Below are 15,455 nucleotides of genomic sequence, written 5' to 3'. Positions count from 1 at the left end.
CAGAAAAGCAGGAAAAGCTGTAAAAAAAGTGGTTGACAAGCCCTGCTTTGTATGATATGATAAATCTCGCGTCAGACAGATGCACTTTTATGCCCAGATAGCTCAGTTGGTAGAGCAGTGGACTGAAAATCCACGTGTCACTGGTTCGATTCCGGTTCTGGGCATTTTTGCAATATTCATGAAAATCCTACTACTCGAAAAAGGAAGCAATTCGCTTCCTTTTTCTTATATGCAGAGTTTTTCAGGAGCTTTTCGATATTTTTTTGAGACCGACGCAGAAAGGCGGCAGGAAAATGAAAAAAACAGACCTTCTTCTGGTTGCAGGGGCACTTATCATCGCCGGCGGCATCTGGTTTTTCTATTCCGCAGGGGCGGAAAAAGGCAAGGGCGTGGAAATTACCGTGGGCGGAGAAAGCAAGGCATTTCTCCCTCTGGGCGAAGATGACAGCATTCGCATTGATACGGATGACGGCTACAACGTGATTACCGTGAAGGATGGGGAAGTGACCGTAAGTGAGGCGGACTGCCGCGACCAGATTTGCGTGGAGCATAAAAAAATCAGGAAAACAGGCGAAACCATCGTCTGCCTGCCTCATAAGCTTGTTGTAACCGTTACGGGGGACAAACCCGGTGATTTTGATGCGGTGGTGATGTAAAAACATGAACTACAGAAAAATTCCTTATTACGGGCTGTTTGCCGCACTGGCGATACTGATGGGCTATGTGGAGTTCATGATTCCCGTGCCTGTGCCGATTCCCGGAGTGAAGCTGGGGCTGGCAAACGTGATTGTGATTATCATGCTTTATTTTATGGATGCGAAAAGCGCATTTTTTGTTTCGCTGATTCGTGTGCTGCTTTCGGGACTGCTGTTTGCAGGCTTTGCCGGCATGCTCTACAGCTTGGCAGGGGCATTATGCAGCTTTGCGGTGATGGTGCTTTTGCAGAAAACGGGGAAATTCAGCATGATCGGCGTTTCCGTTGCAGGCGGTATTTTTCATAATGTCGGTCAGATTGTGGTTGCGTCGCTTGTGGTGCAGAATGTGCGGATGGCATATTATTTGCCCTTCCTGCTCGTTTCGGGCGTGGTAACGGGGGTGCTGATTGGGATTGTGGCACAGACGGCGTTAAAGCATTTAAGTCAGAAACCACGTTTTTGACTTGGTTAGACAGAGGAATAAACAGACGGGACATTTCCCGAACCCTTTCAAAATAAAAACGGATGCTTCAAAAGAAGCACCCGTTTTTTGTTTACATCATTTTCCGAAGGACATATTTTGTGATGTTGCTCATATTGATAATGCCAATCATTTTGCCATTTTCCAGAACGGGGGCTTTCTTGATATGGTTTTCGGTGAGAATCTGGCAGACCTCGCCCAATTCCATTTCCGCGCCGACGGAAATGACCTGTTTTTTCGCGATATCCCTTACCTGCATTGCCATGAGCTCCTTTGTGCGTTCCTCGAAATTCGGCAGCTCCTGCAAGGCGGAGGCATTGATAAACAGCGGCTCCACATCCGCAAGGAAGCGCAGGATATCCCCATCGGAAAGGAAGCCGATCAGGTTCTGGCTGCCATCTGTGACAGGCACGCCGCTGATTTTCTTTTCTGTGATGAGGTGCAGAGCATCGCGGATAGAGGTTTCTTCGGAAACGGTATAAACCTCCTGCTTCATGATGGCAAGCAACGGCGACTGCGCTGTTTCTTTTTTCGTAACACCGAGAATCGCGTCTCTTTGTGCGCCGCATTTTTTTGTAATCCAGCGCAGCTCCATACCGACCAGAATGGCGGCGGCAATCGTACCGATGCCGACACTGCCGAGAGAATGTAAGCAGATAAGACAGGTCACAAGAGAAATGACTACCATGGTCACATCAAAGGCAATCTTAACCGTCGGGAAGGGCTTCTTAATGGTCTTGGAGATGGCAAGCATTGCTCCCTCCCCTGCCAGCGGAATGATATCCGCAGGGACATACCAGAACAGCCCGAAGGCAATCAGCCCCGTACTGAACAGCATCATGGCAAGGCGCACGATGAGATTTGTCGGGTCGGGGAAAAACACCATCAGCGAATTGCAGAAGGTCGTGAAATATCCGAACAGAATCCCTGCAAAAATCTGCAATAAATTTTTTGCCTGAAAGGCTCTGCGCAGTAGCAGAATCTGGAGCAGAACCAGAACAGCATGAAACAGAATTGTGGCTTTCCCCATTTCCAAGCCCACCACGCAGGTGATGGTATAGGGGATAGAGCTGACGGGCGAAACTCCCAGATTTGACTTAACCGAAATCGCCACACCAAGCGTCATAATCAAAAGCCCGATGACATAAGCCGGAATCCGCACAAAAAGGCGGCTTCCCTTTGTATTCTCCATAAAACTTTCCCCCTCTTTCTCTTTTTTCTTTTGTTTTTGTGTCCATTCATTAGACTATTCCAAGGAAAGCAGTTTGTCAACAGAATATCCCGAAAGAAGGCGTTCGGGTACTCTGTATACAAACGTGCGAAAATGCCGGAAATTGTCCGAAAAAACCGACGAAATCCACAAAAAGTCAAAAATCCCGAAAGTCCCCTTGAATGAGCGGCTTTTTAGTGTTAAAATCATTTTCAACATATTAAATACAATCAGAATGGCGTATTCTATATCAAAATCGGAAAAGAATCACAGGAGGAGAAAGAAAAATGGCAATTTATTTCACAGAACCATCCAGAACCTTCAGCGAATTTCTGCTGGTACCCGGCTATTCTTCCAAGCAGTGCATGGTGGATAACGTAAGCCTGAAAACACCCGTTGTTAAATTCAAAAAAGGGGAAGAACCTGCGCTCACAATGAACATCCCTCTGGTATCTGCAGTGATGCAGGCAGTATCCGATGACAAGATGGCAGTGGCTCTGGCGAAAGAAGGCGGCATTTCCTTCATCTTCGGCTCTCAGCCCATCGCAAGTCAGGCGGCTATGGTGGCAAGAGCAAAATCCTATAAGGCAGGCTTTGTAATCAGTGATTCCAACATCAGCCCCGAAAGCACACTGAACGATATTCTTGCGCTGAAGGCAAGAACCGGTCACTCCACCGTTGCAGTTACCACAGACGGCACAGCGCAGGGCAAGCTGGTTGGTCTGGTAACCAGCAGAGACTACCGCGTGAGCCGCATGGAAGGCACAGAGCAGGTAAAGGATTTCATGACACCCATGGATCAGCTCATCTGGGCACCCTCCGGCACAACACTGAAGGAAGCAAACAACATCATCTGGGACAACAAAATCAACCAGCTGCCCATCGTAGATGCGGAAGGCAGACTGGAATACATGGTATTCCGTAAGGACTATGACAGCCACAAGGTAAACAAGGACGAGCTTCTGGATTCCAGCAAGCGTTATGTTGTCGGCGCAGGCATCAACACAAGAGACTTTAAGGAAAGAGTACCCGCTCTGGTAGAGGCAGGCGTAGACATCCTGTGCATCGACTCCTCCGAGGGCTACAGCGAATGGCAGAAGGATACACTGGAATGGATTCGTGAAACCTACGGCGACACCGTAAAGGTTGGCGCAGGCAACGTAGTGGATGCAGAGGGCTTCCGTTTCCTGGCAGACTGCGGCGCAGACTTTGTAAAAATCGGTATCGGCGGCGGTTCTATCTGCATTACCCGTGAGCAGAAGGGTATCGGCCGTGGACAGGCCTCTGCTGTCATCGAGGTTGCAAAGGCAAGAGATGATTACTACAAGGAAACCGGTATTTATATTCCCATCTGTTCCGACGGCGGTATCGTTTATGATTACCACATGACACTGGCACTGGCAATGGGCGCAGACTTCATCATGCTGGGCAGATACTTCGCACGCTTCGATGAATCCCCTACAAACAAGGTGAACATCAACGGCTCCTACATGAAGGAATACTGGGGCGAGGGCTCCGCAAGAGCAAGAAACTGGCAGAGATACGACATGGGCGGCGATGCAAAGCTTTCCTTTGAGGAAGGCGTTGACTCCTATGTTCCCTATGCCGGCAGCCTGCATGACAACGTAGGGCTTTCCCTGAAAAAGGTAAAATCCACGATGTGCAACTGTGGTGTGCTTTCCATTCCCGAATTGCAGGAAAAAGCGAAAATTACCGTTATTTCCACAACCTCTCTGGTGGAAGGCGGCGCGCATGACGTTCTTCTGAAGGACAGCGCACAGATTAAATAAGAAAACAGGCAGAAGCATTGCATATATTGCCCCGAATTCAGACGAATTCGGGGCTTATTTTTTCTATTTTGCTATATCTTGCGAAAGTTTGGCGAATTGGCTTGACAGTGCCTGCACTTTTTCATACAATAGAAATAGTTAGTTTGCGAATAAATTTTTATTCAGCAAACTCTTTTTTTGATGAAAAAGCAGTTTGAAAGCGAAACAAAGGAGGAATTCGGAAAATGGAAGAAAACAAAATGGGCGTTATGCCCGTCAATAAGCTATTGATTTCCATGGCATTGCCCATGATGATTTCTATGCTGGTGCAGGCGTTATATAACATCGTTGACAGTATGTTTGTTGCACAAATCAGCGAAAATGCCTTAACAGCGGTTTCTCTTGCATTTCCTGCGCAAAACCTGATGATTGCCATTGGCACAGGCACCGGTGTCGGTATCAATGCACTGGTTTCCCGCTCCTTAGGGGAAAGAAACCAGGAGCGTGCCAATTTGATTGCCAACAACGGCTTGGCGTTATATGTCATCAGCGGGATTCTCTTTGCGATTTTCGGTCTGCTGGGCAGCAATCTTTTCTTCCGTGCGCAAACAGATGATCCCGAAATTGTGCGTCTGGGTACGGAATATTTGCGTATCTGCTGTCTGCTTTCCACAGCAATCTTTTTGCAGTTTGGCTTTGAGCGTATCCTGCAGGCAACCGGCAGAACCTTCTATACCATGCTGACACAGGGCTTGGGTGCCATTGTGAATATCATTATGGACCCCATTTTGATTTTCGGCCTGTTCGGCGCACCAAAGCTTGGGGTGCGTGGTGCGGCTATCGCAACTGTGTTCGGGCAGATTTGTGCGGCATCTCTGGCGTGCTTTTTCAATAAAAAGAAAAACGATGATATTGTCATCAATCCAAAGAAATATCATTTGCAGGCACACGCAGTCAAGAGCATTTATGCCATCGGGATTCCTTCCATCTGCATGGCATCCATCGGCTCTATTATGACCTTCGGCATGAATAAAATTTTGATTGGCTTTACCTCAACCGCAGCAGCCGTATTCGGCGTATACTTCAAGCTGCAAAGCTTCATCTTCATGCCTGTATTCGGTCTGAATAACGGCATGGTGCCGATCATCGGCTTCAACTACGGCGCAAGAAAGCCCGATCGCCTGATGAAAACCATGCGCCTTGCGGTGACCTATGCCGTTTCCATTATGATTATCGGCATGATTCTTTTCTGGGCCTTCACAAAGCAGCTTCTGGGCATCTTCAACGCATCCGAGCAGATGCTTGCCATCGGCATTCCCGCCCTGCGTATCATCAGCCTTTCCTTCCTTCTGGCAGGCTTTGATATTATCATTATCTCTGTTATGCAGGCCTTGGGGCATGGCGTGATCAGCTTGATTATCTCCATGATGCGTCAGCTTGTGGTGCTGCTGCCTGCCGCCTTCCTCTTTTCTAAAATCTGGGGCTTGGGTGCTGTGTGGATTGCCTTCCCTCTGGCAGAATGTGTTTCCCTCTGTGTTACCCTTCTGTTCTGGCGGAAGGTATACCGTAATGAGATTCAGCCTTTATATAACGCAGAGCGTTAAGTCGAAATTACAAAAAGCCCTATGCTTTCGCATAGGGCTTTTTTATATGCTCCTGATTTCGACTTAAGCGAAGCGCTTTTAGTCTTCAGGGCTAATCATGAGGGCGAAATCCAACCATTCCGCAACGAGGGAATATAATTTATCCTCATCATTCAGGGCATCCATGGTTTCCTCATCACTGCTTTCAAAGGTCAGCATGTGTCTGCCGTAGGCATCATAGAAATCTGCCTGCCACTCCTCCTTCACACGCTGGTATTTCTTTAAATAATACACAACCTCTTCCGTATTATTATATCTATATTTATCGTGCCGCATATTTTTTCCTCCTTTTCGGAAATGAAATTCCAAAGTCAGCTTTATCATACCAGAAAAAGCGGAGAAAATAAAGGTGCGCCCGAATAAAAAAAATATGCGGTATAAAGAAATCTTTACTTGCTTTTCCGGAATGGATATGCTAAAATCTTTTCAAATAAAGGGGAGTAGCTTACGGGAAACCGTTGCCGACACTCGTCATCACGGTCATTTCAAAAATGAAATCCCGGGTGTCGTCCGACAGAGTGATTTTGTCATCTGAGAAGCAAGACTTTTATTGCACTTTTTTTGATTGGTGCAATAGGGGTCTTTTTTATTTTCCTGAAAAAAGCCGCCTGCACCGGAAAACAGAAAGGAGAATGGATATGAAACAGCCTTGGACAGAAACAAAGGAAGCTCTATTTACCTCGTATCAGACAGATGCGCACGGCCTGAGCGGCGGAGAGGCGCAGAAGCGACTTGCGCAGTACGGCGAGAACAAGCTGATTGAGGGCAAGCAGAAAAGCGTGCTGCGCGTATTTGCGGAGCAGTTTGCGGATTTACTGGTGGTAATTCTGCTGATTGCGGCAATCATTTCCGCGCTGACGGGCGGCTGGGAAGGCACGATTGTTATTATTACGGTGCTGATTCTGAATGCGATTCTTGGAACGGTGCAGCATTTTAAGGCACAGAAATCTCTGGAAAGCCTGAAAGCGATGTCCGCACCCCATGCGCGCGTGCTGCGTGACGGAGAAAAGCTTGAAATTTCCGCGCTTTCCCTCGTGCCGGGGGATATCCTGCTGCTGGAGGCAGGGGATATTGCCGCCGCCGATGGTCGCATTTTGGAGAATTATTCTTTGCAGGTAAACGAATCCGCTTTGACGGGTGAATCGGAAAACATCAACAAAACCGACCGACCGCTTGATGCAGAAGAACTGCCCCTGGGCGACCGCCTGAATATGGTCTACAGCGGTTCGCCTGTTGCCTACGGGCGTGCGGTGGTGCTTGTGACGGCGACAGGCATGGATACGGAAATGGGGAAAATCGCGCATCTGATGGCATCCGCGCAGGAGAAGGAAACGCCTTTGCAGAAAAGTCTGGACGATTTTTCCAAAAAGCTTTCGATTCTGATTCTGATTATCTGTGCGATTGTGTTTGCGCTTGGCGTATGGCGGCAGATGGGGCTTGGGCAGGCATTGATGTTCGCAGTTGCACTGGCAGTTGCGGCGATTCCCGAAGCATTAAGCTCTATCGTGACAATCGGACTTGCAATCGGGACACAGAAGATGGCAAAACAGAATGCCATCATCAAAAAGCTGCGTGCGGTGGAGGCACTTGGCTCTGTTTCCGTTATCTGTTCCGATAAGACAGGGACACTGACACAGAATAAAATGACCGTACAGAAGGCATTTACACTCGGCAGGGTTTGGGATGCGGAAGAACAGCCGCAATCCCCTTTAAAGGAGCTTATCGGGGAGAGTGTGCTTTGCAATGACGGGGCCATCCACGAGGATGCACAAATCGGTGACCCGACCGAAACCGCCCTTCTGGCATTTTGCCGCAAGGCAGGCGGAGATGAAAACGAAATTCGGCAGGGTTTCCCCCGTTTGCAGGAGCTGCCCTTTGATTCTGACAGAAAGCTGATGTCCACCCTGCACGAAATTGCCGGAAAAACCACGCTTCTGACCAAGGGTGCGCCGGATGTGCTTCTGGGACGGTGTTCCTCTGCGAAGGCAGAAACGGGCGTTGTTCCCATGGAGGATGCGATTGCCAAAGAAATCCATGCACAGATTGCGGCTTTTTCTGCGGAGGGGCTTCGTGTGCTTGCCTTTGCGGAAAAGACACTGCCCGAAAACCGTCCGTTGACATTAGAGGATGAAAATGACCTTACCTTTGTGGGTCTGATTGCCATGATGGACCCTCCTCGTGAGGAATCCGCCGCAGCGGTTGCCGACTGCCGCCGCGCAGGTATCCGCCCTGTGATGATTACGGGTGACCATAAGGTAACGGCTTCTGCGATTGCGAAAAAAATCGGGATTTTGCAGGAGGGCGACCTTGCCGTTGAAGGGGCAGAGCTGGAGCGCATGACGGACGAGGAGCTGAAGGAAAAGGTACGGCAGATTTCGGTTTACGCGCGCGTTTCTCCTGAGCATAAAATTCGCATTGTGCGCGCATGGCAGGAAAACGGCTGCATCACTGCGATGACAGGGGATGGCGTGAACGATGCCCCTGCCCTCAAGCAGGCAGATATCGGCATTGCCATGGGCATTACGGGGACGGAGGTTTCCAAGGATGCTGCGGCAATGATTCTGACGGATGATAATTTTGCGACCATTGTCAAAGCCGTTGCCAACGGCAGAAATGTATATACAAATATCAAAAATTCCATCGGCTTTTTGTTGAGCGGCAATCTGGCAGGGATTCTGGTTGTCATGTTTACCTCTTTGATGGGGCTGCCACTGCCCTTCACGGCAGTACAGCTTTTATTCATCAACCTGCTGACGGACAGCCTGCCTGCACTTGCGGTCAACATGGAGCAGCCGACGGGCGACCTGCTCAATCAGGCACCCAGAAAAGCAAACGAAGGGATTTTGACAGGCGCTTTTCTGAAGCGGCTTTCCTTACAGGGCGTTCTGATTGCGATTGTAACCATGCTTGCGTTTTACAACGGTCTGGCAGTCAGCGGCGCAATGGCTTGTACGATGGCGTTTGCAACGCTTTGCCTTGCACGACTGTTCCACGGCTTTAACTGCCGCGGCACACGCTCCGTTTTCCGCCTGCCGATGAACCCCTTCTGCTTCGGAGCATTTGCAATCGGCGCATTGCTGCTGTTTGCAGTGCTTTGTATCCCTGCCCTGCATGGGTTATTTGACATCAGCAATGCACTGACCGGGAATGATATCCTGAAAATCGCCGGGTTTGCCTTCCTGCCGACCCAGCTGATTCAGCTGTTCCGCGTGGTGAGAGGGAAATAAGCATCGGTTTATTGAAAATATGCTATCACAAAGCAGTAAGCAATAAGTTTTTGTGATACCCCTTCCATCAAGAAAAAATGGATTTTCTATTTTTTTACTGGGAAAATATTTTCTTCTGCGGATTCTTGTGCTATACTCAAAAAAATATTTAAAAAAGTTTTTTTGTTTTTAAAATTTTTATTCTAAAGAAAAGGGATGATGAAAATGGCAGAAAAAATCAGAATTGGTATTTTGGGCTATGGCAACTTAGGGAAGGGCGTGGAGCTGGCAATCAGACAGAACCCCGACATGGAGCTTGCGGCTTTCTTCACCAGAAGAGCCCCCGAAGCACTGAAAACACAGAGCCCCGATGTACCTGTATATAACGTAAAGGACGCAATCAGCAAAAAAGACGACATTGATGTTATGATTCTCTGTGGCGGCAGTGCGACAGATCTGCCTGTACAGAGCCCTGAATATGCAAAATATTTCAACATCGTGGACAGCTTTGATACCCACGCAAAAATTCCTGAGCATTTCGCAAATGTAGACGCTTCCGCAAAGGAAGGCGGTCATGTTGCTTTCATTTCCGTTGGCTGGGATCCCGGTATGTTCAGCCTGCAGAGACTGATCGGCAACTGCATTCTGCCCAACGGCAAGGATTACACCTTCTGGGGCAGAGGCGTAAGTCAGGGACATTCCGATGCCATCAGACGCATTAAGGGCGTAAAGGACGGCAAGCAGTATACCGTTCCCGTTCCTGCGGCACTGGAAAAGGTAAGAGCAGGCGAAAACCCTGAGCTGACCACAAGAGAAAAACACACAAGAGAATGCTATGTTGTGGCTGAGGAAGGCGCAGATCTGGCACGCATTGAAAACGAAATCAAGACCATGCCCAACTACTTCGCTGATTATGACACAACGGTTCACTTCATTTCTCAGGAGGAGCTGGATCGCGACCACAGCGGTATCCCTCACGGCGGCTTTGTTATCCGCACAGGCACAACCGGCGCAGATACCAAGCAGATGATTGAATATTCTCTGAAGCTGGGCTCCAACCCCGAATTTACTTCCAGCGTAATTGTTGCTTATGCAAGAGCGGCTTACAAGATGGCACAGGAGGGCATCACAGGGGCAAAGACTGTATTTGATGTTGCACCCACCTATCTTTCTCCCCTGTCTGCGGAAGAACAGAGAAAAAATCTGCTTTAATTTAAGCTGAAAACAGATTTTGGACAGAAACAACCCCCATCGGTTCACCGATGGGGGTTTATTTTATTTTCCCTTCTGCATGACATCAATAATCGTACTGTCCATGGGAGCCATCCCCTCATCGGAGATACGTCCCAGATTCTTTTCCGTCTGCTCTGCGGAGGAACCGATTACGCCGAAATTATGCGGAATGGCAATTCCTTCCATGGCGAGCATCGCGGAAAGATATGCCGCATAGACCCCTGCGGATGCCTTGAGCGCACAGCCGATACTGCCGCCATCGCAGATCATGCCGGTAAGATTTGCCGCCATGTGATCCATTGCCGCGGAGGCCTCCTTCGCGCTGCCGCCCATGAGCAGCACAATACCTGCCGCCGCACCGCTGCCACCGCCCAGAACACAGCCGCAGAGGGCAGAAAGTCTGCCGGTATAATGTTTGCTGAAAATGGTGATTAAGCAGCTGAGTGCCACGCCGCGGATGATTTCTTCCTCTGTTTTGCCTGCAAATCTGCCATAGGAAACAACGGGCATGGAGCAGAGAATCCCATGGGAGCCACTGCCGACAATGCTCATGGCAGGAAAGGGCAGACCTGCCAGACGCGCATCCATGGCGGAGCAGGTCAGCCTCTGTGCGGCGTAAATCATATCGTCACCGACAGCACCTCTATTACGGAAGGCTGCCAGAGTTTTCCAGATTTGCAGACCTACGCCCTTCTCGCCCTCGGCGGAAAGCGCACAGTTCATGGCAATCATTTCTTTCACGCAGGACAATTCTGCGATGGGAACGGTTTTTGCATAATCCACCATATCCGCAACGGTAACTGCTTCAAAATCAAAGGCATGCTGCTGTTCTGCCGCCTTTGTCTGCTCCGCCTGAAAGAGAACGGTATCATTTTTTGCAACAAAAACGATATTCGCATGGAAGTCCTCAATGCGGCAAACGCCGACCCCTTCGCTTGTCCGGATTTCCGCAAGGATATAAATGCCCTCCTTTGTTTCATCGGCTTTGATATCCATGGGAATCTGCAATGTCTTTGCCTCGGCAACATGTGCGGCTGTAATATTTTTCAGCACCTCCAGACCAAGCGTCCAATCGCCGCCCAAGGCACCCAATGCCGCCGCCATATTGCAGCCAAGCTCCTGCGTGCCGGGAATGGCGCAGGAAAAGGCGTTTTTATACATGCCGCCATTCATCACCATGCGAATCTCTTGCAGCTTACCGCCCACAGCCGCATAGGCTCTCGCCGCCGCAAGGGCAATCGCGCCGACCTCTGTTACGCCTAAGGCAGGCTTCATTTCATTTTTTAACAGACCGGTAAAATCGAATTTCATTTTTATACCCTCTCCCTCTCATTTGTCCTACAATTTCTTCTTTCAGTATACCTGTTCCAATGAAAAAAAGCTACCTGAAATGCTCTTACTATCGAGAAAACAATTCTTCCGATACATTCCATCGAATTTTTCGATTTTCTGTTGTGTTTTCATGGAAATTTTTCTATAATAAAATCAGCTTCTCTGACAACGTATGAGAAAAAATACATGCTCTTTCGCACAGCGCGAACAGCATGCAAAAAAACAGAGGATTTATAGGAGGTTTTTATGGAAAACAGAGAGAAATTCAGCTCCCGTCTGGGCTTCCTGCTCATTTCCGCAGGCTGTGCCATCGGTCTGGGGAATGTGTGGAAATTCCCTTACATCACAGGGAAATACGGCGGTGCTGCCTTTGTGCTGATTTATTTCGTATTTCTGCTCATTCTGGGCATTCCCATTCTGACACTGGAGCTTGCCGTTGGGCGCGCCAGTCAGCGCAGTGTTGCCCTTTCCATGGATGTGCTGGAGCCGAAGGGAACGAAGTGGCATTGGTTCAAATTTCCTGCAATGGCAGGTAACTACATCCTGATGATGTTTTACACCACGGTTGCCGGTTGGATGGTTTATTATTTCTTCAAGATGGCGGCAGGCGGCTTTGTAGGGATGAACGCGGATGAAATCGGCGCAACCTTCAACAGCACCCTTGCCAACCCGACGCTGAATGTTGCGTTTATGATTGCCGTTGTTATCAGCTGTATGCTGATTGTGGGCAAGGGGCTGCAAAACGGCGTGGAAAAAATCACGAAGGTGATGATGATTGCGCTTCTGGTTCTGATGATTGTTCTTGCGGTGCGCTCCTTCTTTCTGGCAGGGGGCGAGGAAGGACTACGGTTCTATCTCTATCCCGATTTTTCCAAGCTGATGGAATACGGCATTACGGAGGTGCTTTTTGCCGCGATGAGTCAGGCTTTCTTCACGCTGAGCATCGGCATGGGCGCGATTGCGATTTTCGGCAGCTTTATCGACCGCAGCCGCTCCCTGATGGGCGAGGCAATCTGCATTACGATTCTGGATACGGCGGTTGCGCTGATGGCAGGTCTGATTATCTTCCCTGCGTGCTTTGCTTATGGGGTTGACCCCGGTCAGGGCCCCGGACTGATTTTCGTGACGCTCCCCAACGTATTCAATGCAATGCCGGGCGGTCGGCTCTGGGGGACGCTGTTCTTCCTGTTCATGTGCTTTGCGGCATTCTCTACGGTCATCGGTGTATTCCAGAACCTGATTACCTTCTGGACAGATATGACGGATGCGCCGCGCAAGAAAATTGTTGCGTATCATATTGTGGCACTGATTGTGCTTTGCCTGCCCTGCGCGCTGGGCTACAACGTGCTGAGCGGCTTACAGCCCTTGGGCGAGGGCACTGCGATTCTGGATCTGGAGGATTTCCTGGTTTCCAATAATATTCTGCCGCTGGGCAGTATCGTTTATGTGCTGTTCTGTGCATGCAAAAACGGCTGGGGCTGGGAGAATTTCATGGACGAGGCCAACGCCGGCGAAGGGCTGAAATTCCCGAACGGGATTCGGCTGTATGTGAAGTATATCCTGCCGCTGATTATTCTGTTTGTATTCGTGATGGGGTATATCTCCATGTTCAGCAAATAAGCAGGTTTCAACAATTTTTACAAAAGAGAAGGAAGGAACAAAGATGCTTACGATACCGCAATTAACAGAAAAAATGATTGCCTTTTCCGAAGGGAATACGGCGGATATCCACCATTTTCTCTGCGTCTGGGCGTATGCGAAAACGATTGGCGAGGCAGAGGGCTTAGACGAAAAGACGCAGTTTCTGCTGGAGGCGACAGCAATCCTTCACGATATTTCCTGTCCGCTTTGTCGGGAAAAATACGGCAATACGGACGGCAAGCATCAAGAGGCGGAAAGCCCTCGGCTGGTGCAAGGCTTCCTTGCGGACAGCGGATTTGACGCAGCGCTGATTGACCGCATTTCCTATCTGATTGCACACCACCACACGGTGACAGGAATTGACGGGATGGATTATCAGATTCTGATTGAGGCGGATTTTCTGGTGAATGCGGCGGAAAAGGGCTTGGGAAAAGAAGCCGCGACGCATTTTCTGGAAAACGTGGCGAAAACGGACTGCGGCAGGCGGCTGTTGCAATCTATATTTTTGGACAAATAAAATTGCCCCTTCGTACCAAAGGTACGAAGGGGTTTTCTTATGCCATTTTTAGATGGGGTGGCAGACAGTGCCCCATTGCACATCCGCTTTGCCATTTGCAAGCGTTACTTTTTTGGAAACAACGGCATAGCCGTCCTTGAAATCTCTTGCGAAGTCGAAGGTAGGGGCAATGACCCATGTGCCATCCTCACCGACATAGCCATATTTGCCTGTTTTTTCATCCTGATAGGGGGCAAGCCCTTCGGAAAGCCGCATTCTCCATTCTGCATCCTTCTCGGAAACACGCCCGTTTTCATCGAAATACAGCCTCACATATTCCCCCCTGCCGGGTGCAACCTGCTCCTTGGCCTCTATGAAAATAATGCCGTTGCCACATTCACTTATATATTCTCCGGTTATGATGGATTTCAGCTTTTTGCCTGTCCTGTCAATCAGGAAAACCTCGCCGCTTTTTTCCTGTGCAAAGGCTTTGCCGTTCCAAAAATTTGTTATTTTGGTATAGCGCAGGGGAATTACCTCTTTGCCGGTTTTATCGATATAGCCGATATTTCTGTCCGTATCCTCTACCTTTGCGAGACCATCCTGGAACGCAAATGCCCTCCTGTATTTCGGCTCGATGACCCAGCCTCCTTTTTTATCAATATAGCCATAACGGGTTTCTGCGCTCTGCCTTCCTTCTTCCTTCGGAAGATCTACGCCTACTGCCGCCAAGCCCTCAGAGAAGGCATCGGCACTGTAAAAGGAGAACGGAATGACTTCCTCGCCCTTTGTGTTGACATAGCCGCACTTTCCTTCCTCATAATTCATTGCCCTTGCCAGACCCTCCGAAAAGCTGCCTACATCATGATAATCATCATAACCGTATGTAAACTGCGTATTGCCTTCCATATCGAGAATCATATCTGTTCTGTACCGTCTATCCAGACGCAGGAAGCCATCGCCAAAGCCGCGCAGTCTGAGAACATCCTTATTGCTATATTGGAGCAGTACCTTACCCTGCTGATTCAGAAGAAACCAATCTGCCTGCTGATTTTCATATTCCTGCGGCCCACCCAGAATATCCCCCGCGGTATTGACGTATTTTTTCGCGATGAAATAATCGCCGCCGATAGATTTGATATCATCATAGCGTTCTGTCAGGGGAATGCCGAACACTGCCGCTTCGCCCGTTCCCTTGACGGAGGAGGTATCGTTTGCCGTTGCCGCGGTCAGCTCTGTCAGCTGTACGGCTGCGGTTTTTGTTTCTGCATCCCAGCTGAGAGCATCTGCATCGACGATATAGCGGTTAAAGCATTTCAGCACGCCCTCCCAATCGCGCAGGGGGACAAAAACTCTGCCGTCCTTGACTTCCATCTGCCCGAACACAGGCAGCTGACTGCTCTTTGCCCAGATACGATTGCCGTTTATATCAAAGGTCAGCGTAAAATCATGCAGAGTGACCTCGGCAAGCTTCGTTCCGTTTGACCACGCAAGCGTAGCATCTGCATCCAACGCCTGCATGAAGGTACGCAGGGGGAGCATGGTATAGCCGTTTTTGGTATAAATCGCTACATCCAAGGGCTGTGCTGCGCCGTCCTTGGTAAATTCCGTTGTGCCGACCTTTGCCGTAAAGGTATGCGGTGTTTTCGTGAACAGTGATTCCTCCGCCGCGTAGGCAGGCACGCTCCCTGCCAGAAGTGCCGCGCTGAGTGCCATACAGAATATTTTTTTCATACGCCTTTTCCCCTT

Annotated in this window: 12 protein-coding genes and 1 tRNA gene; 9 read left to right on the top strand and 4 right to left on the bottom strand. The window is 49.3% G+C overall.

Annotated elements, in window-relative coordinates:
- The first annotated feature begins 91 nt into the window (after nucleotides 1–91).
- The 3 genes from EJE48_RS05415 to EJE48_RS05405 all read left to right on the top strand — a co-directional run bounded on the left by EJE48_RS05415 (nucleotide 92) and on the right by EJE48_RS05405 (nucleotide 1,158).
- Nucleotides 92–164: transfer RNA gene (locus EJE48_RS05415), tRNA-Phe, on the top strand.
- Nucleotides 165–293: 129 nt separating this feature from the next.
- A complete protein-coding gene (locus EJE48_RS05410; RefSeq protein WP_118582501.1) occupies nucleotides 294–656 on the top strand; it encodes a NusG domain II-containing protein in 363 nt (120 codons plus the stop codon).
- Nucleotides 657–660: 4 nt separating this feature from the next.
- Entirely contained in the window at nucleotides 661–1,158 is a 498-nt protein-coding gene (locus tag EJE48_RS05405) for a Gx transporter family protein (RefSeq protein WP_118582498.1), read from the top strand.
- Between the two features lie 91 nt (nucleotides 1,159–1,249).
- On the opposite strand, the gene EJE48_RS05400 is transcribed toward EJE48_RS05405, so the two are convergent.
- On the bottom strand, nucleotides 1,250–2,368 hold the full coding sequence (locus tag EJE48_RS05400) for a DUF6198 family protein (RefSeq protein WP_118582495.1): 1,119 nt from the start codon (nucleotides 2,366–2,368) through the stop codon (nucleotides 1,250–1,252).
- A 305-nt stretch (nucleotides 2,369–2,673) separates the two neighbouring features.
- Here EJE48_RS05400 and EJE48_RS05395 point away from each other — a divergent pair, with 305 nt between their 5' ends.
- Complete coding sequence (locus tag EJE48_RS05395) at nucleotides 2,674–4,176, top strand: IMP dehydrogenase (RefSeq protein ID WP_016406863.1); 1,503 nt, start codon at nucleotides 2,674–2,676, stop codon at nucleotides 4,174–4,176.
- Between the two features lie 224 nt (nucleotides 4,177–4,400).
- Nucleotides 4,401–5,759, top strand: coding sequence for an MATE family efflux transporter (locus tag EJE48_RS05390; RefSeq protein WP_016406862.1), 1,359 nt, complete (start codon nucleotides 4,401–4,403; stop codon nucleotides 5,757–5,759).
- Between the two features lie 78 nt (nucleotides 5,760–5,837).
- On the opposite strand, the gene EJE48_RS05385 is transcribed toward EJE48_RS05390, so the two are convergent.
- The gene (locus EJE48_RS05385; protein WP_016406861.1) at nucleotides 5,838–6,074 is read right to left on the bottom strand and encodes a hypothetical protein; all 237 of its coding nucleotides are present in this window, start codon (nucleotides 6,072–6,074) and stop codon (nucleotides 5,838–5,840) included.
- A 362-nt stretch (nucleotides 6,075–6,436) separates the two neighbouring features.
- Between EJE48_RS05385 and EJE48_RS05380 the strand changes: the two genes are divergently transcribed.
- Nucleotides 6,437–9,025 (top strand): cation-translocating P-type ATPase, encoded by a 2,589-nt coding sequence (locus tag EJE48_RS05380; RefSeq protein WP_124984356.1) that lies wholly within the window; start codon nucleotides 6,437–6,439, stop codon nucleotides 9,023–9,025.
- 204 nt (nucleotides 9,026–9,229) lie between these two features.
- Nucleotides 9,230–10,216, top strand: coding sequence for a diaminopimelate dehydrogenase (locus EJE48_RS05375; RefSeq protein ID WP_016406859.1), 987 nt, complete (start codon nucleotides 9,230–9,232; stop codon nucleotides 10,214–10,216).
- Between the two features lie 63 nt (nucleotides 10,217–10,279).
- Here the strand turns inward: EJE48_RS05375 and EJE48_RS05370 are convergent, their stop codons facing one another.
- Nucleotides 10,280–11,548, bottom strand: a complete 1,269-nt coding sequence (locus EJE48_RS05370; RefSeq protein ID WP_118582483.1) for an L-cysteine desulfidase family protein — start codon at nucleotides 11,546–11,548, stop codon at nucleotides 10,280–10,282.
- Nucleotides 11,549–11,815: 267 nt separating this feature from the next.
- Between EJE48_RS05370 and EJE48_RS05365 the strand changes: the two genes are divergently transcribed.
- The gene (locus EJE48_RS05365) at nucleotides 11,816–13,189 is read left to right on the top strand and encodes a sodium-dependent transporter (protein ID WP_118582480.1); all 1,374 of its coding nucleotides are present in this window, start codon (nucleotides 11,816–11,818) and stop codon (nucleotides 13,187–13,189) included.
- Between the two features lie 43 nt (nucleotides 13,190–13,232).
- On the top strand, nucleotides 13,233–13,727 hold the full coding sequence (locus EJE48_RS05360) for an HD domain-containing protein (protein ID WP_118582477.1): 495 nt from the start codon (nucleotides 13,233–13,235) through the stop codon (nucleotides 13,725–13,727).
- A 48-nt stretch (nucleotides 13,728–13,775) separates the two neighbouring features.
- Here EJE48_RS05360 and EJE48_RS05355 read toward each other — a convergent pair whose 3' ends face one another.
- Entirely contained in the window at nucleotides 13,776–15,440 is a 1,665-nt protein-coding gene (locus EJE48_RS05355) for a WG repeat-containing protein (protein ID WP_118582474.1), read from the bottom strand.
- Nucleotides 15,441–15,455 lie beyond the last annotated feature (15 nt).

It is taken from the genome of Anaerotignum faecicola (assembly GCF_003865035.1).
In the GTDB taxonomy this organism is placed as follows: domain Bacteria; phylum Bacillota; class Clostridia; order Lachnospirales; family Anaerotignaceae; genus Anaerotignum_A; species Anaerotignum_A faecicola.
The sequence above is the reverse complement of the archived record's forward strand: the minus strand, read 5'-3'. Positions and strand labels throughout refer to the sequence as shown.